The organism is Nocardioides insulae DSM 17944 (assembly GCF_000422825.1).
Taxonomy (GTDB): Bacteria; Actinomycetota; Actinomycetes; order Propionibacteriales; family Nocardioidaceae; genus Nocardioides; species Nocardioides insulae.
Window position 1 is genome coordinate 25,844 of the sequence record NZ_AUGU01000001.1, and the last position, 18,554, is coordinate 44,397.

The following is an 18,554-nucleotide window of genomic DNA, read 5'->3' on the forward strand; positions in this document are numbered from 1 at the left end:
GTCGGCGCCCCAGCGGGCCCGGTGGAGGCCGATCGCGCGCTCAGTTGAGCACGACGATCCCGGCGTTGAGCGCGGTCGCGTAGCCCACCCAGGCCAGGTAGGGCGCCAGCAGCCACGCCGCCGACCGGCTGACGGGCCAGGCGAGCACCATCGTGACGAGGACGGCCACCCACAGGACCACGATGTCGACCAAGGCCCAGCCGTACCGGTCGGAGGCGAAGAACAGTGGGGTCCAGGCCAGGTTGAGCAGCAGTTGGACGATCCATGCCCACAGTCCCGGCCCGGCACCGGCCGCGCGCCAGACCAGCCAGCCCGCGACGCCGATCATCACGTAGAGCACGGTCCACACCGGACCGAACAACCACGACGGCGGCGCGAACGGCGGCAGTTCCAGGCTCCGATAGGTCTGGCTCGATCCCGAGGCCGCCAGCCCGCCGAGGATCGATACCGCAGCCACGGCAGCCAGGAACGGGAGCAGCGAGAGCCACGCCGCCGGCTTCCTGGTCGAGGACGTCGATGCGCTCATCCCGGGCATCCCCTCAGCGGTGGTCCGACTCGACCAGACCGCGGAGGTACGCCGCCTGGCCGACGTGCTGGGTGTCGTCGTTCATGACGCTGACCAGCCGGACACCGAGCGTCACCGGCGGGTCCCAGCGGGTGTCGACGATCCGGTCGAGGTCGGCCTCGCCGACGGTGGCGACGAACGCCAGCGTCTCGGCGTGGGTGGCACGGTAGTAGTCGAGCAGCAGTGCGGCCGGCGCGCGTACGACGGCGACCTGAGCGGAGGTGTGGCCGAAGCCGGTGTCGCCGACGTCGAGCGGTAGGGCGAAGCGGTCGGCGTACCCCTGGGAGGTCCACACCTGCTCCCTGCCGGCGACGTCGGCGATGTGGTCGTCCTGCACCCGGGTCAGGTGCCAGGCCAGCCAGGCGATCGTGTTGGCCTCGCCACTCGCCCGGTGGGTGAGCTGGTCGACGGTGAGGCCGTCGAGGGTCCGCTCGAGGTCATCCAGGACACGGTCGAAGCCGTCGGTCAGCAGTTCTGCCGGAGTCATGGCGTCGACCGTACGCCTGGGGCGCACCGGCCGTCTCAGAACTGGCCCAGGCCCTTGCCCACCAGGGAGACGCCGATGACGACCAGCAGCACCGCCATGATGACGGCGTTCTCGCGCTGTAGCCAGTCGCGCAGGGAGCCGAGGGCGCCGCGCAGTTTGTCTGCGGCCAGCAGGTAGCCGATCACCGGCACGGCCACGGTCGAGGCGGCGATCACGGTGAAGATCGCGATCACCACGATCGTCGACCCGGTGCCGAGTGCCGCGGCGCCGAGGTCGAGGCCCGCGCCCGCGCCGAGCAGGAGGTTCTTGGGGTTGAGCGCGGAGAGAAGGAAGCCGATCCCGACGGCGGCCGGGAACCCGAGCTTGTCGATCGCCTGCATCCAGCCCGGCATCGTGGGCTCCTCGTCCGCGCCGGGCCGTTTGCGCCACTGACCCGCGGCCAGCACCACCATCAGGGCGCCGAGCACCAGTTGGATGGTGCCGGCGATCGGTTGGCTGCCGGAGTCCTCCTCCGGGAGGAGCGAGGAGAGCAACGTGAAGGCGGTGACCGCCACCACGATGCCGACCACCCAGCCGAGCAGGAACCCGGTGCTGGTGACCTTCGCCTTCGGCGAGAGCAGCATCAGGATCGCGGCGATGACCGGGATCGGGCTGATCGCCACACCCAGCGCGAGTGGGAGGACATCGCCGATCGCCTCACCCATGTGAGCTCCCGGATCGCACGGGGTCAGGGCAGATCGACATGCTTCCTCCAGGACACACGAACGACGACTCGGGCCAGTTCGGCGCTCATCCTGCCAGTGCCCGACCGGGGTGGTGGCGGGTGCCGCGCCGTGCTGGACTGTCCGGATGAGCATCCCGGTGCAGATCGATGACCTGAAGAGCGCGCTGACCGATTTCGGCAGTGGCTACCTGCTCACGACCAACGATGGCCGGGTCAAGGTGGTCACGGTCGATCCGGAGTACGACGGCACCCGGCTGCTCGTCACCGGTCCCGGCCGCGGCACCCTGAGCAACCTGGCCGGCAACGACGTCGTGACCCTGGTGTTCCCGCCGCTGCGACCGAAGGGGTACAGCCTGCTCATCGACGGCACCGCTCGGCCCGAGGGCGAGGACGTGCGGGTCGAACCGGCCTCCGCCGTACTCCACCGGCCGCGCTCGCACGCGGACGGGCCGGTCCCCGACGACGGTTGCGGGCACGACTGCGCCCCCGTCTGAGGGGAGCACCGGACGACGAGCGCCCGGGGTGTCGACGGGGTCGACCGAGGTATCCGGACAGATCGGCCCGGCTGAGTGCTCAGCCGGGCCGGTCGATGGCGTGGAGGCTCAGCGGACCGCGATCGGGTTGACCGGTGACCCGACCGCACCGGTGACCCGCAGCGGACCGGCGGTGAGGAAGAAGTCGTAGCGACCGTCCTCCGCAGACGCCTCGGCGAGCGCGTCGAGGTCCCACATCTCGCCCAGGAAGAGACCGATGTTGGGGATCGCGACCTGGTGCAGGGGCTGGAAGGCGACGTCGAACTCGTTCGGCCGGACCTCGAAGCCCCAGGTGTCGGTGGCGATCGCGGCGATCTCGGTGTCGTGCAGCCAGTCGGCGGTGGTGAAGGAGAGGCCGGGGGCCGGGCCGCCGGCGTACTCGCCCCAGCCCTCGCCGGCGGCGACGCCGCGACGGGCGCGGGTCAGCTGACCGGTGCGGACCAGGACGATGTCGCCGGTACCGACCGCGGAGGAGGGACCCTGCGCCTCGATGGTGGCGCGCAGGTGCTCCTCGGTGATCGCGAAGCCGTCGGGGAGTTCGCCGTCCTCGCCGACCGCGCGGCCCACGTCGAGCAGCACACCCCGACCCGAGATCACGTCCGCCACGGTCTCGATCCCGGTGACGCCGTCGCCGAGCGAGGTGACGACCTGGTCGGCCGGGCGGCCGTTCCAGGCGTGGCCGCGGTCGAAGATGTGACCCAGGCCGTCCCACTGGGTCGAGCACTGCAGCGGCATCGCGATCACGTCGTCCGCGCCACCGAGCCCGTGCGGGAAGCCCTGGATGCCGGCGACCGCGTCGGTGCCGGTGTCGAGCATCGTGTGCACCGGGTTGGTACGCCGGCGCCAGCCCTTCTGCGGGCCGTCCATGTCGAAGGGCAGCGAGAGCGAGTACGACGCCCCCGTGCGGACCAGCGTGGCAGCCGCCCGGCGTAACTCGTCGGTGAGGAAGTTCATCGTGCCGAGCACGTCGTCCTCGCCCCAGCGGCCCCAGTTGCGGACCCGGTCGGTGGTGGCCTTGATCGCACCCTCGGGGTCGGTGCGGTCCAGTTCCTCGGGGCTCATGCCACACCGCCCGCGGACAGGGTGCCGGCGTCGAGCTCGGCGAAGGTGTCGCTCACCCAGTCGGAGATGTAGCCGACCACGTGCGGGAAGTGGTCGAGGCCGATGTGCTCGGTCGCGCCCTCCTCGGGGGTGAAGACACGCAGCTGGCGCTTGGGGCTGTTCACCGCCTGGTCGTAGCTGCGGTGGGCGTACTCGAGCGGGATCTGCCGGTCGTTCTCCCCGTGCGCGATCAGGAAGGGCACGGTGATCTTCTCGACCACGCCGTCGAGGTGGATGTCCTCGGCGAAGTCGATGAAGGTGTCGACGTCGGGCTGGCCCCACACCCACAGCACGTGGTCCCAGTAGTGCGGCACCGGGTTCTCGCCCTCACGGTCGAGACGGCGCTTCTGCACCGCGCCCCAGTTGTGGTTCGCGCCCCAGGCGACGCACAGGGCCAGCCGCTTCTCGAAGGCGGCCGCACGCGGGGCGTAGTAGCCGCCCAGGGACCAGCCGACCAGGCCGATCCGGTCCGCCCGGACGTCCTCGCGAGCCTCCAGCCAGTCGATGCAGGCCGCCGCCCAGGCCTCGGTGTCGATCCGCGCGGTCAGCCCCTGCAGCCGCAGCGCCTCGCCGGCACCACCGCAGTCGACCATCAGGGTCGAGATGCCGCGGGCGGCGAGCTCGTGGTGGATGTCGGAGCCGAGCATCATCTCCTTGGTGGAGTCCAGACCGTTCCACACGATCATCACCGGGGCGGGGGTGCCGTCGGTCGAGGCGTTGTGGAAGTACGCCGGCAGCGAGGTCTCCACGCCGTTCTCGGTGTAGGGCACCGCGACCTTGGAGCTGGCGGGGTCGATGAACTCGAAGCTCTTCACCAGCAGGTCGACACTGCGCTGGTACTCCGCGTTGCGGCTGGGGTCCTTGGCGCTCTGCATCCGCTCGGCCTGGGAGACATAGACGCTGGCCCGGAAGTACTTCTGCCCGGCGGTACGCCGGTGACCGGCCTTCTCCGCCTCGACCGCCTGCTCCTCGAGCTGGTCGGCGACGGCGCGCCAGGCGGCCATGAACTCGCGGGTGCCGACGTCTGAGCCCTGGGCGGCCAGCTCGCGCAGCGGCCGGCAGGCCCGGTCCACCTCGTCGATGGTCCCGCCGGAGTTCAGGGTCGCCACGACGCCCAGGTTCCACACGTAGTTGCCGGGGAAGTACTCGTACATCTGTTGTCCTCTTACTGGTGGTTGGGCTGGTCTTGCGTGGGCGGGTCAGGGTGCGACGTAGTGCGGGCGCAGCGCGTCGCTGACTGTCTTGGCGCCGGCATGGGAGGAGGCACCGCCGTCGACGGGGATCTCGGCGCCGGTCACGTACGACGCCTCATCGGAGAGCAGGAAGGCGACCACGGCGGCCACCTCCGCGGGGCTTCCCGGTCGACCCAGGGGAGCCTCCGCCACCGAGGCGTCCCGGAAGACGTCCGGGGCGGAGGCGGTCATCGGGGTGTCGATGAAGCCGGGGTGCACGGCGTTGACCCGGATGCCGCGCCCACCCAGCTCCAGGGCAGCCGAGTGGGTCAGGCCGCGGACGGCCCATTTGCTGGTGGTGTAGGCCGCCGGGTAGTGGCCCTGGAGGGCGGCCAGCGAGCCGACGTTCACGATCGAGGCGCCGGCCCCCATCAGCGGGAGGAGGGCCTGGAGGCCCAGGGTCGGGCCGACGACGTTGACGTCGTAGACCGCGTGCATCGCCTCGGCGGTCAGGTCGCCGACCCGCGCCCGCCAGGTGACGCCGGCGCAGTTGACCAGGCCGTGGACGGCGGTGAGCTCGGTGGCCAGGTCGGCCCAGGCTCCACCGTCGGTGACGTCGAGCGGCCGAACACCGTCGCCGGGCTCGCGGTCGACCGCGATCGGCGTACCGCCCTCGCGGTGCACCGCCTCGACCACTGCTGCGCCGATGCCGGAGGCGGCACCGGTCACGACGACGGTTCGTCCTCGGAGTCGGGTCACGCGTCGACCTTCCGGTCCGCTCGGGCCGCGCGCGCGGCCGCCTGGTCGCGGCGTCGCACCGGCGGGAGCGCGGGGGCGGGGTCGGCCACGGCCACGGTGTTCGTCACGGAGCCGATGCCCTCGACCTCGATCGTGACCACGTCGCCGGGCTGGAGCGGCGGCGGGTCCTGGGTGCCGCGCAGGCCCCAGAGTTCGCCGAGGCAGCCGCCGTTGCCGACGGTGCCCGACCCCAGCACGTCGCCGGCCACCACCCGGCTGTCGCGGGAGGCATAGGCGATCATCGTCTCGAAGGTCCACCCGATGTTGGACAACAGGTCGCTGCCGATCTCCTCGCCGTTGATCGTGACCCGGCAGGCCAGGTCGAGGAACCCGTCCGCGTCGCGGTAAGGCTCGAGTTCGTCGGCCGTGACGATCCACGGGCCGAGCGTGGTGGAGAAGTCCTTGCCCTTGGCCGGGCCGAGGTTGACCTGCATCTCACGGCCCTGCAGGTCTCGGGCGGACCAGTCGTTGAACAGGGTGTAGCCGAAGACCAGGTCCCGCGCCGCGTCCACCGACACCGAGCGGCCCTCGCCGCCCACCACGACCGCGACCTCGAGCTCGAAGTCCCTAGCCTGGCAGGCGGCCGGGAAGACCGCCTCGTCCTCGGGACCGATGATCGCGTGCGGGTTGGTGAAGTAGAACGTCGGCGCGTCGTACCAGGCGTCCGGTACGCCGGCGACGCCGTCCACCGAGCGGCGTACACCCTGCACGTGCTCCTCGAAGGCCACGAAGTCTCGCACCGACGCGGGCACCAGCGGAGGAAGCAGCCGTACGTCGGCCAGCGGCCGGCCCTCGACCGCGAGCGCCTTGGTGGCGAGACGGTCCAGGTTGACCCTGCCCCCGTCGATCAGGCTGCGCATGTCCATCCCCGCCGGAAGCGGGTGGATCAGCCCCTCTTCGACGCGGACCACGCCCACCCGCGGGTTGGCGGTCCCGGGGGCGAGGTAGGTGGCGAGTTTCATCGGGCTCCTTGGGTGGTGGGGGTGGACGTTTCACCGGTTCACCGGGGAAAGGTGCGTTTCCAGGCCGAACATCGGCCAGCAAGTGCACCTTTCCCCTGGGCGCGGTGACGGATGGGTCGCGAGTGACTCGGGCGGGTCAGACCGGGGGCGCGACGAAGCAGCCCTTGTCGGGGTCGTTGAAGGACTGGCTGGCGACCAGTTCGTCCATCGGGTTGGCGGTGCCCCACTGGTCGGTGACCTCCGGGTCGGAGAAGTCGTATAGGTGGGGGTGCCAGGTGTCCTCGTCGAGCTCCTCGAGCTCGGTCGTGTACTCGATGGTGTTGCCGTGCGGGTCGAGGAAGTAGGAGAAGGTGTTGTTGCCGGCCAGGTGTCGGCCCGGGCCCCAGATCTTCTCGGTGCCGGCCCGCAGCAGTCGGCCGGTGCCGCGCATGTACTCGTCGAGGCCGCGCAGCTCGAAGGACGCGTGGTGCAGCGCCACGTGCGGTCCGCGGGCGATCGCGATGGAGTGGTGGAAGGAGTTGGTGCGCAGGAACCACATCACCTCGCCCATGTGCGGGTGGCCCAGGGTGTCGGAGAGCGCGAAGCCGAGGTGGCGCTGGTAGAACGCCACGGTCTGCTCGGGGTTCGGCGAGTTGAGTACGACGTGGGAGAGCTTGACCGGGATCGACTCGCCCTCCTCGACCTTGCGGTGCTTGCGCACCGCGACGTCGCAGGAGACCTCGAGGGTGCGGCCGTCGTTGTCGAAGAAGCGGAAGCCGTAGCCGCCGCCGGGGGTGTTCATGATGCCGGGTTCGGTCACGAGCTGGACGCCGGAGGCGATCAGCCGGGCGGCCATCGCGTCCACATCGGCCGGCGAGGCGGCGCCGAAGGCGACCAGGTCGAGCCGCTTCTGGTCCGACTTCCGCAGCCGCACCGAGTACTGCTCGGGCGAGCCCTCCGCAGCCAGGAATGAGATCCCCGTGTCGGTCGTCTCGGCCGACAGACCCCAGGTCTCGGTGTAGAACTTCAGCTGCTTGTCGTAGTCCGGCACGGCCAGGTCGACGTGGCGAAGGTGGGTGATGAGGCGCTCGCTCGGCGCCCAAAGCGGGGACTCGGAGACGAGTGATGACTGGGTCATGGGGTGGTCCTTCGGTGGTCCTTGGGTGGTTCAGTACGAGAGGTCAGGCGGGCTCGGAGACGAGGGCAGCGATCCGGCCCATCAGGCCGGGCACGTCGCCCTGTTCGTGATCCAGCAGCCACCGGCACAGCTGGAGGGAGGCCTCGACGACGGCCTTCGCGCGGGGGAGGCGGCGGTCGGTGAGCGCCGGCCAGACGTGGTCGAGGGTGTCGTGGGTGGTCAGCAGTTCGGCCAGGACGACGGCGTCCTCGAGTGCCTGGGCCGCACCCTGGGCCAGGGTCGGGGGGCAGCTGTGCGCGGCGTCGCCGATGATCACGACCCGGCCGCGGTTCCACGCGCCGTCCACGACGTGGCTCTCGAAGTGGGTGTGGTTGACCCGGTCGGGCACGGTGAGGTGGGCGCGGATCTCGTCCCAGGGCCCGTGGTAGCCCTCGGAGAGTTCCCGCATCACCGTGAGGCCCTCCTCGGGGGTGAGGCCGGTGCGGTCCTGGGCGGGCTCGACGATGTAGGCGTAGAGGCTGTCCTCGGAGGTGGGGCAGTAGCCCGCGATGTACGACGGCCCGCCGTAGACCAGGTCGGTGCGCGTCACCGAGTCCGGCCGGGCGGTGAAGGCCCGCCAGATGCCCATGCCGACCGGCTCCGGCCGGGTCTCGATGCCGATCTGGGCCCGGGTCCACGAGCCGATCCCGTCGGCGCCGACCACGACGTCGTACCGTCCGGTCGAACCGTCGGCGAAGCTCACCGTGACGCCGTCGGCGTCCTGCTCGAGGCCGGTGGCGGTGAGGCCGAAGCGGAGCTTGGCGCCCGCGTCGCTGGCCCGGTCGGCGAGGATCCGGGCGAGGGTGGGGCGGTACATCCCCATCGTGGCGGGCAGGTCGGGGCCGCCGGTGCGGTCCTCGGTCAGCTCCACGATCAGGGTGCCGGCCGGGTCGGGGGCGCGTAGGCCGAGGGTGTCGTAGCCGTAGCCCTCCGCCTCGACCTGCTCCCACACGCCGAGCTGCTCCAGGACGCGCAGGGCGTTGCCCTGCAGGGTGATCCCGGAGCCGAGCGCGGAGACGTCCGGCTTGGCCTCGACCAGGTCGACCGAGACGCCGGCCTCGGCGAGGCGGATCGCGGTCGCGGTGCCGGCGGCACCCGCGCCGATCACGAGAACGGAACGTACGGCGGGCATCAGCGACCTCCGGGCGGGGTAGGGGACAGGGGCTGTGACGGCTACCACTGTCGCCGCGCACGCACTATCAGGGAAGACCCGATCGCCGATGGTCGGTATCCGTCCGGTGAATGCCGCGCTAGCATTCGTCCATGGCTGCGGACCCCCTGCGCAACCTCGACCTCAACCTCCTGCCCGCACTCGATGCGCTCCTGGAGGAGCGCAACGTCACCCGTGCGGCCGAGCGGCTCGGGCTCAGTCAGCCTGCGGTCTCCGCGGCCCTGCGCCGCCTCCGCAGGCACTTCGGCGACGAACTGCTGGTGCGCATCGGCAACCGCTACGACCTCTCCCCGCTGGCGGTGCAACTGCGGGCCGCCTCGGCAGGTGCGCTGGCGGGAGTACGCCGGGTGTTCGAGGCCGCGCCCGCCTTCGATCCGGCCACGACCACCCGCGAGTTCAGCATCATCGCCTCGGACTACTCCGCGAGCGTGCTGGGCGACCATCTCGCCACCCTGATGGCCCGCGCGGCGCCGCACGCCCGGCTCCGGTTCGCCGCCCAGACCCATGCCTCGGTCGACGAAGCACCCGAGTCACTGCGGGTGGTCGACGGGATGGTGCTCCCGCACGGCTTCCTGGCAGACCTGCCCTCGACGCCGGTCTACACCGACAGTTGGGTGCTGCTGGTGTCGGCGGACAACGACGAGGTGGGTGCCCGGATCAGTCTGGAGCGGCTTGCCGAGATGCCCTGGGTGCTCACCCACCATGCGCCGACGGCGTATACCCCGGCCGCCCGGCAGTTCAGCATGCTGGGCTTCGAGCCGGAGGTCCAGGTGGTCACCGAGAACTTCCTGCCGGTGCCCTACCTGGTGGCCGGCACCCGCCGGGTGGCGCTGCTCCAGCGGCAGCTCGCGGTGCGGCTGGCCGACGCCGCCGGCGTACGACTGCTGCCCTGCCCCTGGGAGGTGACGCCGCTCAAGGAGGCGTTCTGGTGGCACCCGATCTACCGGTCGGACCCGGCGCACGCCTGGCTGCGCGAGATGATGACCGAGGCCGGGCGCCTCGTGGAGCAGCGATTCCGGCCCTGACCTGCGCTTATCCATGAGGCTGATACCTCGGTATCGGTGAGATTCGCTTCCGCATCCCAGTGCGGATCCGCACGCTGTTCCGGTGCGTGACTGCCGTCACGCTCAGATCACTGTGAACATCTCGGGCTCATCGCGGGAGAACGCCATGCCAATCGACCCTCTGACGTCAGCGAACACCGCTGCTGCCGTCTCCTCCCGCCCTGGTGCCCAGCCCCGAGCCGGGCGCACCCAGGGCTTCCTGCTGATGTTCATCAGCTGCCTTCCCATCCTGGGCGCGGTGCTGCTGGCGCCGATCCTGCCGACGATGCAGGACCACTTCGGCGACGGTGCCCAGGCCACCGCGCTGGTGCCGCTGACCCTGACCGCACCGGCGCTGATGGTGGGTCTGCTGGCCCCCTTCGCCGGCGGGTTCGTGGACAAGTTCGGCCGCAAGCGGCTGCTGGTGATCGGACTGGTCGTGTACGCCGCCTTCGGCACCGCCCCGATCTGGCTGGACGGGCTGGTCCCGATCGTGCTCAGCCGCATCGGAGTCGGCATCGCCGAGGCCGCGATCATGACCTGCTGCACCACCCTGATCGCCGACTACTTCTCCGGCAGCGAGCGGGACCGCTGGCTGGGTCTGCAGACGGTCTTCGCCTCCGTCTCTGCGACCCTCTTCTTCGCCCTCGGCGGTGCGCTGGGCGCGCACAGCTGGCGCACGCCGTTCTGGCTCTACGCCTCCAGCCTGATCTTCGCGGTGTTGGCCGCGACCCTGCTCTGGCAGCCGCATGCCGAGGGGCACAAGGCCGGCGCGGCCGCCAAGCACGAGCTGCCGCCGTTCCCGTGGAACCGGGTGCTGGTGCCGGCCGCGGTGACCCTCTTCGGTGGCATCGTCTTCTACACCCCGATCGTGGAACTGCCCTACGTGCTCGACGAGATCGGCATCACCGCCGTGCCCGCGATCGGCGCGGTCACCGCGATCGCCTCGCTGGCCACCGCGGTCGGCGCCTTCACCTTCGGTCGGATCTCGCAGCGCGGTACGGCGGTCCTGCTGCCCACCGCGTTCGCCCTGGCCGGCGTGGGACTGGCGCTGGTCGGTCTCACCGAGGCGCTGCCGGTGATCGTGGCGGGCGCGATCATCGCCTCCGCCGGCACCGGCCTGATGCTCCCGACCCTGCTCACCTGGGCGCTGTCCGGTCTCACCTTCGAGGACCGCGGCCGCGGCACCGGGATGTGGACCGCCGCACTGTTCCTCGGCGAGTTCATCTGCCCGCTGCTCATCGTCGCCCTCACCGCGGCGGTCGGCGGACTGGGCGGCGCGCTGATCCTCGTCGGCGTGGTGGCCCTGGTCATGGCCGTGCTCACCCGGCGGCTCCTGACCCGGCGCACCGCCGTCGCAGCCTGAGCCTCCCTCACCGACTCCCGACCCGAAAGGCCCCCTCATGTGTCATGTCCTCAACCAGGCCGTCGCCTCGGTCCCCAAGACCGACCGTCGTCGACTGCTGTCGATGGCGGGACTCGGTGCCGCGGGCATCGCGGCGGCGGGTGTCGCCGGTGCCGCGCCGGCCGCTGCCTCGCCCGGTCGGCGCGGTCGGCTCGAACAGGGCAGGGGCAAGGTGCCCGGCGGTGCCGGACGTCGTACCCGGGTCGTGATGCTGGGTACGGCGGGCGGCCCGGCGCTGGTCGATCCCGACCGGCACGGGGTCTCGACCGCCATCGTCTACGAGGACAAGGTGTACGTCGTCGACCTCGGCGTCGGTTCGTTCAACCGGTTGGAGCAGAGCGGGTTGGCACCGGACACCGGGCTCGGGTCGAGCCTGTCCTGGGTGCGCGGCATCTTCTTCACCCACCTGCACAGCGACCACACCGTCGACTGGCCGGCGGTGTACGCGACCGGGTCGATGAACATCGTCGAGCGTGCGGGCGACCCGATCCAGGTCTTCGGGCCGGGGTCGCGCGACACCCTCACCCGGGTCTACCCGCCGACCCGCCCGGCACCGGCGCTGGTCAACCCGGAGGACCCGACGCCGGGGATCTCGTCCATGACCCGGCACCTGCGCAACGCCTTCGCCCAGGACTTCAACGACCGGCTGCGGGACAGCAACTTCCCCGACCCCGATTCGCTCTTCCAGGTGCACGACATCGACCACTCGGGCCTGTGGACCGTCGACCCGCAGGGCATCCCGCCCCGGCTGGATGCGCCGATCCGGGTGTGGGAGGACGGTGACGTCAAGGTCACCGCCACCCTCGTCGACCACCGGCCCACCGCGCCGGCCTACGGCTTCCGGTTCGACACCCCCGACGGTTCGGTGGTGGTCTCCGGCGACACCTGCGTGAGCCAGAACCTGATCGATCTGGCCCGCGGCGCCGACGTGCTGGTGCACGAGGTCATCGACCCGGCGTTCGTCGACCAACTCACGGCCTCGCTGCCGCCCGGCACGGCCGAGTCGGTGCGCGAGCACCTGCTGATCTCGCACACCACCATCGAGCAGGTCGGTCGCGACGTTGCCGAGCCCGCGGGGGTCGGCACCCTCGCCCTGACCCACATGGTGCCGGGGACGGCACCCACCTCGACCTGGCGGAAGGCGCAGCGCGGCTTCTCCGGCGAACTCGTCATCGGCGAGGACCTGCTCGAGATCGGTGTCGGCCGGGCCCGCTGGAGGGCGTGAGCTTCGGCCCCGACCGCCGGGCCGGCCCAGGGGTTCCAGCGCGGGGTGGAATCCGGGACGGTTCGGCGGGATGGGGCCCACTCGGCGCGGCGGACCCTGTTCAGCGGGGGCCGCACCGGGCAGGCTGGCTGCCATGACGACCGAGAACGGTTCCAGTCCGAGCATCGTCGTGGTGGGTGGCGGCCTGGCCGGCGCCAGTGCCGTGCGGGAGTTGCGCGAGGCCGGTCACGACGGGCCGATCAGTCTCGTCGCGGCCGAGCCGCACCCGCCCTACGAGCGCCCGCCGCTGTCCAAGGGGATCCTGCTCGGCACCGCCGAGGCCGAGTCCGCGCAGGTGCTCGAGACGCAGTGGTACGCCGATCACGACGTGTCGCTGTTCACCGGCACGGCCGTCACCGGGCTCGACCCGGCCGCGGGGCAGGTGCTGCTCGGCGACACCCATCTGGCCTATGACCGGCTGCTGCTGGCGACCGGGTCGGTGCCCCGCCGCCTGCCCGAGCTGGACGCCCACCATCTGCCGGTCACCTACCTGCGGATCCTGGAGGAGTCGGTCGCCCTGCGGGGCTGGCTGGTGGGTGCGACCGACGGCCACCTGCTGATCGTCGGCGCCGGCTGGATCGGCCTGGAGATCGCCTCCGCCGCCCGCCAGGCCGGGATCCGGGTCACCGTGGTCGACCCCGCCGATCAACCCCTGCTCAAGGTGCTCGGACCGGAGGTTGCGCCGTACTTCGCCGCCCTGCACCGCAGCCACGACGTCGACCTGCGCCTCGGCGTCACCGTGCAGGAGGCCCTGGCGGACGGCGCGGTCATGCTCAGCGACGGCGACACCGTGCGACCCGACCTGATCGCGGTCGGGATCGGGGTGGCCCCCGACGACCGGCTCGCCCGCGCTGCCGGTCTCGCGGTCGAGGACGGCGTCCTGGTCGACGCGTCCCTGCGCACCAGCGACCCGCGGATCTTCGCCGCCGGCGACGTCGCCAACCACGACCACCCGGTGCTCGGTCGCCGGATCCGGGTGGAGCACTGGGACACCGCGATCCACCAGGGCCGCGCGGCCGCGCGGGCGATGCTGGGCCAGGGGGCGCCGTACGAGCGACTGCCCTACTTCTTCACCGATCAGTACGACATGGGTATCGAGTACGTCGGCAGCGTCGGCCCCGACGGCTACGACGAGGTGGCGATCCGAGGGGACGACCTGGTCGCCGGCCTGAGCGCGCTGTGGATCAAGGACGGGGTCATCGTGGCCGGCATGCACGCCAACGACTGGGACGCCATCGACGACCTGCGTGCCCTGGTCGGCGGCCCCGCCCCCGAGGGCACCACCGACCCGGAGGTCACCCTGGGCGATCTCGCCTCCCGGTTGGGGTGAGACCCGGCTCACGCTCGCACTAGGGTGAGCCCATGAGCGGACTCAAGCTGGGACTGGGCCAGGGCTACTGGGGCTCGGGCCCGCCCCAGGGAATGGTCGAGGCGGCCAAGACCGCCGAGGAGCTGGGCTACGACTCGGTGTGGACCGCCGAGGCCTACGGCAGCGACTGCTTCACCCCGCTGTCGTGGCTCGGCGCGCACACCTCGCGCCTCAAGCTCGGCACCGGCATCGTCCAGCTCTCCGCGCGCACCCCCACCGCGACCGCGATGGCGGCGATGACCCTCGACCACCTCTCCGGGGGCCGGATGGTGCTGGGGATCGGCGCCTCCGGACCACAGGTGGTGGAGGGCTGGTACGGCCAGCCCTATCCCAAGCCATTGGCCCGCACGAGGGAGTACGTCGACATCCTGCGCGCGACGTTCGCGCGCGAGGTGGTCACCTACGAGGGCGAGTTCTACCGACTGCCCTACGACGGCACGCTGGGCCCGCGCAGCTCCGGCCTGGGCAAGCCGCTCAAGTCGACCCTGCACCCCCGGCGTACCGACATCCCGATCCTGCTGGCCGCCGAGGGACCCAAGAACGTCGCCCTCGCCGGGGAGATCGCGGACGGCTGGATCCCGATGCTCTACGGCCCCGAGCACACCCAGTACTACGACGACGCCCTGGCCGAGGGCTTCGCCCGCCGCGAGGGCGGTCGGCCCGACGACTTCCAGATCTCCTGCCTCACCTCCGTCGTCGTCGACGACGACCTGGAGAAGGCGGCCGACCAGGTGCGGCCCTTCCTGGCGCTCTACGTCGGCGGGATGGGGGCCAAGGGCGCCAACTTCCACTACGCCGCGGTGGCGCGGATGGGGTTCGAGGCCGAGTGCGCGGTGATCCAGGAGCACTACCTGGCCGGGCGCAAGGCCGAGGCGATCGCGGCGGTGCCCACCTCGATGGTGGAGAAGATCTCGCTGATCGGCCCGAAGGAGAAGATCCGAGATGACCTCGAGGCCTGGAAGGAATCGCCCGTGACGACCCTGTTGGTCGGCAACAACGACCCCGAGGTGATGCGGATGATGGCGGAGTACGTCCTGTGAGCGCCGTGACCGAGGCCCCGGACACGGTGCGACGCTGGCACGCCGCCGCGGCGAGCAAGGACCCCGCCCGGATCCCCGAACTGCTGGCGCAGGACGTCGTGTTCAAGAGCCCCGCGGTCTTCACGCCGCAGGAGGGCATCGAGAGGACCACGGCGTACCTCGCTGCCGCCTTCGCGGTGCTCAACCCCACCCTGGTCTACCAGCGGGAGTGGTATGCCGAGGACTCCGCGGTGCTCGAGTTCAGCTGCGACCTCGACGGCATCTCGGTGCAGGGCATCGACATGTTCACCTGGAACGCTGAGGGTCTGATCACCGATTTCACCGTGATGGTCCGGCCGGTCAAGGGACTGCAGAAGGTGATCGAACTGATGTCCGCGCAGCTGACCTCCCAGGCCGGCTGAGCCGGCGTTCCGCGGCCGAGTCCGTCGCGGCCGGCGGTGCGGCATCGGCTGTCGCACCGCCGGCTCCCACCGAGGTCGGCAGCGCACGTCGAGGCGGCCCGACGCCTGGTTCGACGCACGGTCCGAAGCCCTGGCGGGCACCCGCCGCGGCCGCGCTCCGGCCGGTGGATAGGGTCGCGAGCATGGCCGGGTGGTTCGAGGACAACACCCACCACTGGGAGGACTGGTCGCTGGACGAGCTCCTGGTGGCCAAGGGCGAGCACCGGATCAGCCTGGTCGTGCCCGCCCGCAACGAGGCGGCCACGGTGGGTGACGTCGTACGCCGGTTGCGGTCCTCGCCGGCGGGACAGCGGCTGGTGGACGAGGTCGTGGTGATCGACTCCGACTCCACCGACGCCACCGCACGGGTGGCCTCGGAGGCCGGCGCGGTGGTGCACGCCGCCGCGGGCATCCGTCCCGACCTGGGGAGCCATCCGGGCAAGGGCGAGGCGATGTGGAAGTCGCTGTTCGTGGCCACCGGCGACCTGATCGTCTTCATCGACGCCGACCTCACCGAATGGGACGAGCACTTCGTGCCCGGCCTGCTCGGGCCGCTGCTGACCCGGCCGGAGGTGAGCCTGGTCAAGGGCTTCTACCGTCGCCCCGGTGAACACGGGCTGGACGGTGGCCGGGTCACCGAACTCGTCGCCCGTCCGCTGATCGCGCTGCTCGCCCCCGAACTCGCCGACCTGGTCCAGCCGCTGGCGGGGGAGTGGGCGGTACGCCGGAGCCTCTTCGAGACGCTGTCGGTGCCGACCGGGTACGCCGTCGAGCTGGCCTCGCTGGTCGACACCGTGGCCGGCCACGGGATGAGCGCGCTCGCCCAGGTCGATCTGGGCCGCCGCGGTCACCGGCATCAGGACCTGCTCGACCTGGGCGTGATGGCCACCCAGTTGCTCGCCGCGATGGCGCGCCGGGTGGGTGCCGAGGCGGAGGGGGAGCGGGTCGTGTTGGAACAGTTCGTGCCCGGTGACCGGATCACCCGGGACACTCGATCGGTGCTGGTGGCTGAGCGGCCGCCGGCGCAGGAGGTTCGATGAGGCTCGGCCGGCATCACTTCGACGACGATCAGCCGCTGATGATGGCGATCGTCAACCGCACCCCGGACTCGTTCTACGACCGGGGCGCGACCTGGGCGGAGGACGCAGCCTTCGAGCGGGTGCGCACCGTCGTCGAGCAGGGCGCCGAGATCGTCGACATCGGCGGGATCAAGGCGGCCCCCGGCGTGGAGATCGGGCCGGCGGAGGAGAAGGCCCGGGTGGTCGACTTCGTCGCCCGGGTGCGGGACACGTTCCCCCACGTGGTCATCTCCGTGGACACCTGGCGGGCCGAGGTGGGCGACGCCGTCTGCCGGGCCGGGGCCGACCTGATCAACGACGCCTGGGGCGGTGCCGACCCCGAACTCGTCGACGTCGCCGCCGCCCACGACGTCGCCCTGGTCTGCACCCACACCGGCGGCGTCACGCCGCGCACCAGGCCCTACCGGATCGAGTACGCCGACGTCGTACGCGCCGCGATCGAGGACACGGTGGGGTACGTCGAGCGGGCGTTGGCCGCCGGCGTGGCACGCGAGTCCCTGGTGATCGACCCGGCCCACGACTTCGGCAAGAACACCTTCCACTCCCTCGAACTCACCCGTCGGCTCGGCGAGATGGTCGCCACCGGCTGGCCGGTGCTGGTCTCGCTGTCCAACAAGGACTTCGTCGGCGAGACCCTCGACCGCCCGGTCGGCGAGCGGCTCACCGGCACGCTGGCGGCCACGTCGGTCTGCGCCCTCGCCGGCGCGCGGATCTTCCGGGTGCACGAGGTGATCGAGACCCGCGACACCGTCGACATGGTCTGGAGCATCGCCGGGCGCCGCCGTCCCACCCACGCGATCAGGGGGATCCAGTGACCCGCATCGCCCTCGTGCCGGGCGCTCTCGCGCTGCTGCCCGAATACGCCTCCCGAACCGACCCCGTCGCACCGCTGCGCCGGGCCTGCCTGGACGCCGTCGCCTGGCTCGGGCCCGACGTCCGCGTGGTCGCCTCGCCCCAGGGGGAACGGGTCGCCGGGTCCCTCCTGTCCGCCGATTTCGCCCGCTCCGAGGTCCCCGACACCTTCGACGGTCCCCGCGAAGCGGCCTACCTCGTGGTCGGCAACGGCACCGCCTGCCGCACCGAGAAGGCGCCCGGCCACCTCGACCCCCGCGCCGACCTGTTCGACCGGCGCATCGCCCTCGCCCTGGGGGTGGACACCGGCACCCCCGACCCCGCCGCCCTCCGCTCCGTCGACCCCGCCCTCGCCGAGGAGCTCTGGGCCGACCTCACCTGTCTCCCCCGACTCGCCGACCTCCTCGACGGCGCTCGCACCACCGCGGTCGACTACGCCGCGGACCCGTTCGGGGTCATGTACTGGGTCCTTCGCTGGCGGGCCTGACTACGCCATCTTCCCCGGCGGCTCTCGCGCGAGACCGTCGACTTGTCGAACCCGATCCGCTCCCCGCTCGATGTCCGGGCCTCCCGCACCACGAGCCCAGCCTCGATCACACAGCGATCCGCAATCGGGTAAGGCGAAGTCTTGGGAGCGATCCAGACGGGCTTCGCGTCGGGGACCGGTAGCCGTTCGGCTTGCGGGACGAGACTGGACCCGCGCTGACGAACTGCACATCGGCCCAATGTGGCGCGCCACCGGCCGCACCGATGGGCGCTGCGCGCGATACGCAGCCGCCGAGGCTCTCGCGCCACCGCTTGCCAACAACGTCGTCGGGAACGGCGTCACGGATGGCGCTGAAGAACCCAGCGACCGCACCCGCATGGTCGGAGTACGCCCACGGATTGTGGGTGGTTACGTACCAGCCCGACTCCGCCAGGCTCTTCCCAATCTCTTCGATCAGGCTCTTCCCAATCTCTTCGATCAGGGTGGTTTTGCTGGACCCCCAGGAGCCGACCAGCGCTGCGACGGAGCTCTCGGACTGCTCACACGGTCTGCAGAATGCGGGCCATCTGGTCGGCAAGTCGCTCGCGGTCCAGCCGGTCCTCGGACATGGTCGCCGGGTCGTCCGAGTTAAGGTTGCGTCGCTGCCGGCCGAGGCTGCGTCCAGGAGCGGCATCGGCAGCGCCGTGCTGAGCTGGTTCTGCCGCGGCCGACGCAGTTGTGGACGGGTCAGGCTCCTGGCTGCGCCGGGTGAAATAATTACGCACACCCATTCCCTTCCTCACAGTCGTCGGGCGGAGTCGGGGCTCGCCTTGATGTTAGGGCTACGAGCCGAGAGCCTGACGTAGCTCGTCGCCATCGACTGCTCCCGGCGCCGTGGGAAGGAGCTCGATCACAAGCCGCGGAGCC

General features: G+C 71.3%; 21 protein-coding genes. 10 read left to right on the top strand and 11 right to left on the bottom strand.

Features of this window, described 5'->3' with window-relative positions; all coding sequences use genetic code 11:
* Positions 1–40: 40 nt before the first annotated feature.
* The 3 genes from G515_RS0100130 to G515_RS0100140 are packed head-to-tail and all read right to left on the bottom strand — an operon-like array spanning position 41 to position 1,756.
* On the bottom strand, positions 41–526 hold the full coding sequence (locus G515_RS0100130) for a TspO/MBR family protein (RefSeq protein ID WP_028658499.1): 486 nt from the start codon (positions 524–526) through the stop codon (positions 41–43).
* 13 nt (positions 527–539) lie between these two features.
* Positions 540–1,052, bottom strand: coding sequence for a mycothiol transferase (locus tag G515_RS0100135; protein ID WP_028658500.1), 513 nt, complete (start codon positions 1,050–1,052; stop codon positions 540–542).
* A gap of 35 nt (positions 1,053–1,087) precedes the next feature.
* Positions 1,088–1,756 (bottom strand): GAP family protein, encoded by a 669-nt coding sequence (locus tag G515_RS0100140; RefSeq protein WP_028658501.1) that lies wholly within the window; start codon positions 1,754–1,756, stop codon positions 1,088–1,090.
* Positions 1,757–1,901: 145 nt separating this feature from the next.
* Between G515_RS0100140 and G515_RS0100145 the strand changes: the two genes are divergently transcribed.
* A complete protein-coding gene (locus tag G515_RS0100145; protein WP_028658502.1) occupies positions 1,902–2,270 on the top strand; it encodes a hypothetical protein in 369 nt (122 codons plus the stop codon).
* Positions 2,271–2,378: 108 nt separating this feature from the next.
* Here G515_RS0100145 and G515_RS0100150 read toward each other — a convergent pair whose 3' ends face one another.
* From G515_RS0100150 to G515_RS0100175, 6 genes are all read right to left on the bottom strand, one after another.
* Positions 2,379–3,371: a cyclase family protein gene (locus G515_RS0100150; RefSeq protein WP_028658503.1), complete on the bottom strand. Its 993-nt coding sequence runs from the start codon at positions 3,369–3,371 to the stop codon at positions 2,379–2,381.
* Positions 3,368–4,564, bottom strand: coding sequence for an alpha/beta hydrolase family protein (locus G515_RS0100155; RefSeq protein WP_028658504.1), 1,197 nt, complete (start codon positions 4,562–4,564; stop codon positions 3,368–3,370). The genes G515_RS0100150 and G515_RS0100155 overlap by 4 nt, the downstream gene beginning before the upstream one ends.
* 45 nt (positions 4,565–4,609) lie before the next feature.
* The gene (locus G515_RS0100160; RefSeq protein ID WP_028658505.1) at positions 4,610–5,341 is read right to left on the bottom strand and encodes an SDR family NAD(P)-dependent oxidoreductase; all 732 of its coding nucleotides are present in this window, start codon (positions 5,339–5,341) and stop codon (positions 4,610–4,612) included.
* Positions 5,338–6,342, bottom strand: a complete 1,005-nt coding sequence (locus G515_RS0100165; RefSeq protein ID WP_028658506.1) for a fumarylacetoacetate hydrolase family protein — start codon at positions 6,340–6,342, stop codon at positions 5,338–5,340. Before G515_RS0100165 ends, G515_RS0100160 begins: the two co-directional genes overlap by 4 nt.
* 136 nt (positions 6,343–6,478) lie before the next feature.
* Positions 6,479–7,459, bottom strand: a complete 981-nt coding sequence (locus G515_RS0100170; protein WP_051217677.1) for a VOC family protein — start codon at positions 7,457–7,459, stop codon at positions 6,479–6,481.
* 43 nt (positions 7,460–7,502) lie between these two features.
* A complete protein-coding gene (locus G515_RS0100175) occupies positions 7,503–8,630 on the bottom strand; it encodes an FAD-dependent monooxygenase (protein WP_028658508.1) in 1,128 nt (375 codons plus the stop codon).
* A gap of 131 nt (positions 8,631–8,761) precedes the next feature.
* Between G515_RS0100175 and G515_RS0100180 the strand changes: the two genes are divergently transcribed.
* The 9 genes from G515_RS0100180 (at position 8,762) to G515_RS0100220 (ending at position 17,648) form a co-directional block, all read left to right on the top strand.
* Positions 8,762–9,694, top strand: a complete 933-nt coding sequence (locus G515_RS0100180; RefSeq protein WP_028658509.1) for a LysR family transcriptional regulator — start codon at positions 8,762–8,764, stop codon at positions 9,692–9,694.
* A 145-nt stretch (positions 9,695–9,839) separates the two neighbouring features.
* Complete coding sequence (locus G515_RS0100185) at positions 9,840–11,078, top strand: MFS transporter (protein ID WP_036553547.1); 1,239 nt, start codon at positions 9,840–9,842, stop codon at positions 11,076–11,078.
* Between the two features lie 37 nt (positions 11,079–11,115).
* A complete protein-coding gene (locus G515_RS0100190) occupies positions 11,116–12,342 on the top strand; it encodes an MBL fold metallo-hydrolase (protein WP_028658511.1) in 1,227 nt (408 codons plus the stop codon).
* 133 nt (positions 12,343–12,475) lie between these two features.
* Entirely contained in the window at positions 12,476–13,711 is a 1,236-nt protein-coding gene (locus G515_RS18695; protein WP_036553551.1) for an NAD(P)/FAD-dependent oxidoreductase, read from the top strand.
* A gap of 32 nt (positions 13,712–13,743) precedes the next feature.
* Entirely contained in the window at positions 13,744–14,790 is a 1,047-nt protein-coding gene (locus tag G515_RS0100200; protein ID WP_028658512.1) for an LLM class F420-dependent oxidoreductase, read from the top strand.
* Positions 14,787–15,191, top strand: a complete 405-nt coding sequence (locus G515_RS0100205) for a nuclear transport factor 2 family protein (protein ID WP_245565102.1) — start codon at positions 14,787–14,789, stop codon at positions 15,189–15,191. Before G515_RS0100200 ends, G515_RS0100205 begins: the two co-directional genes overlap by 4 nt.
* Positions 15,192–15,373: 182 nt before the next feature.
* Complete coding sequence (locus G515_RS0100210; protein WP_028658514.1) at positions 15,374–16,270, top strand: glucosyl-3-phosphoglycerate synthase; 897 nt, start codon at positions 15,374–15,376, stop codon at positions 16,268–16,270.
* Positions 16,267–17,124: a dihydropteroate synthase gene (gene folP / locus G515_RS0100215; protein ID WP_028658515.1), complete on the top strand. Its 858-nt coding sequence runs from the start codon at positions 16,267–16,269 to the stop codon at positions 17,122–17,124. The genes G515_RS0100210 and folP overlap by 4 nt, the downstream gene beginning before the upstream one ends.
* The gene (locus G515_RS0100220; protein ID WP_028658516.1) at positions 17,121–17,648 is read left to right on the top strand and encodes a class III extradiol ring-cleavage dioxygenase family protein; all 528 of its coding nucleotides are present in this window, start codon (positions 17,121–17,123) and stop codon (positions 17,646–17,648) included. Before folP ends, G515_RS0100220 begins: the two co-directional genes overlap by 4 nt.
* A 106-nt stretch (positions 17,649–17,754) precedes the next feature.
* Here the strand turns inward: G515_RS0100220 and G515_RS23975 are convergent, their stop codons facing one another.
* Entirely contained in the window at positions 17,755–18,225 is a 471-nt protein-coding gene (locus G515_RS23975; RefSeq protein ID WP_169570382.1) for a P-loop NTPase fold protein, read from the bottom strand.
* Positions 18,188–18,418: a hypothetical protein gene (locus G515_RS23425; protein ID WP_169570378.1), complete on the bottom strand. Its 231-nt coding sequence runs from the start codon at positions 18,416–18,418 to the stop codon at positions 18,188–18,190. Before G515_RS23425 ends, G515_RS23975 begins: the two co-directional genes overlap by 38 nt.
* Between the last annotated feature and the right edge of the window lie 136 nt (positions 18,419–18,554).

Excerpts from the sequence above, each read along its gene's own strand:
- G515_RS0100130 (WP_028658499.1), bottom strand. The coding sequence starts at position 526 with ATGAGCGCATCGACGTCCTCGACCAGGAAGCCGGCGGCGTGGCTCTCG.
- G515_RS0100135 (WP_028658500.1), bottom strand. The coding sequence starts at position 1,052 with ATGACTCCGGCAGAACTGCTGACCGACGGCTTCGACCGTGTCCTGGAT.
- G515_RS0100140 (WP_028658501.1), bottom strand. The coding sequence starts at position 1,756 with ATGGGTGAGGCGATCGGCGATGTCCTCCCACTCGCGCTGGGTGTGGCG.
- G515_RS0100145 (WP_028658502.1), top strand. The coding sequence starts at position 1,902 with ATGAGCATCCCGGTGCAGATCGATGACCTGAAGAGCGCGCTGACCGAT.
- G515_RS0100150 (WP_028658503.1), bottom strand. The coding sequence starts at position 3,371 with ATGAGCCCCGAGGAACTGGACCGCACCGACCCCGAGGGTGCGATCAAG.
- G515_RS0100155 (WP_028658504.1), bottom strand. The coding sequence starts at position 4,564 with ATGTACGAGTACTTCCCCGGCAACTACGTGTGGAACCTGGGCGTCGTG.
- G515_RS0100165 (WP_028658506.1), bottom strand. The coding sequence starts at position 6,342 with ATGAAACTCGCCACCTACCTCGCCCCCGGGACCGCCAACCCGCGGGTG.
- G515_RS0100170 (WP_051217677.1), bottom strand. The coding sequence starts at position 7,459 with ATGACCCAGTCATCACTCGTCTCCGAGTCCCCGCTTTGGGCGCCGAGC.
- G515_RS0100175 (WP_028658508.1), bottom strand. The coding sequence starts at position 8,630 with ATGCCCGCCGTACGTTCCGTTCTCGTGATCGGCGCGGGTGCCGCCGGC.
- G515_RS0100180 (WP_028658509.1), top strand. The coding sequence starts at position 8,762 with ATGGCTGCGGACCCCCTGCGCAACCTCGACCTCAACCTCCTGCCCGCA.
- G515_RS0100185 (WP_036553547.1), top strand. The coding sequence starts at position 9,840 with ATGCCAATCGACCCTCTGACGTCAGCGAACACCGCTGCTGCCGTCTCC.
- G515_RS0100190 (WP_028658511.1), top strand. The coding sequence starts at position 11,116 with ATGTGTCATGTCCTCAACCAGGCCGTCGCCTCGGTCCCCAAGACCGAC.
- G515_RS18695 (WP_036553551.1), top strand. The coding sequence starts at position 12,476 with ATGACGACCGAGAACGGTTCCAGTCCGAGCATCGTCGTGGTGGGTGGC.
- G515_RS0100200 (WP_028658512.1), top strand. The coding sequence starts at position 13,744 with ATGAGCGGACTCAAGCTGGGACTGGGCCAGGGCTACTGGGGCTCGGGC.
- G515_RS0100210 (WP_028658514.1), top strand. The coding sequence starts at position 15,374 with ATGGCCGGGTGGTTCGAGGACAACACCCACCACTGGGAGGACTGGTCG.
- folP (WP_028658515.1), top strand. The coding sequence starts at position 16,267 with ATGAGGCTCGGCCGGCATCACTTCGACGACGATCAGCCGCTGATGATG.
- G515_RS23425 (WP_169570378.1), bottom strand. The coding sequence starts at position 18,418 with ATGGGTGTGCGTAATTATTTCACCCGGCGCAGCCAGGAGCCTGACCCG.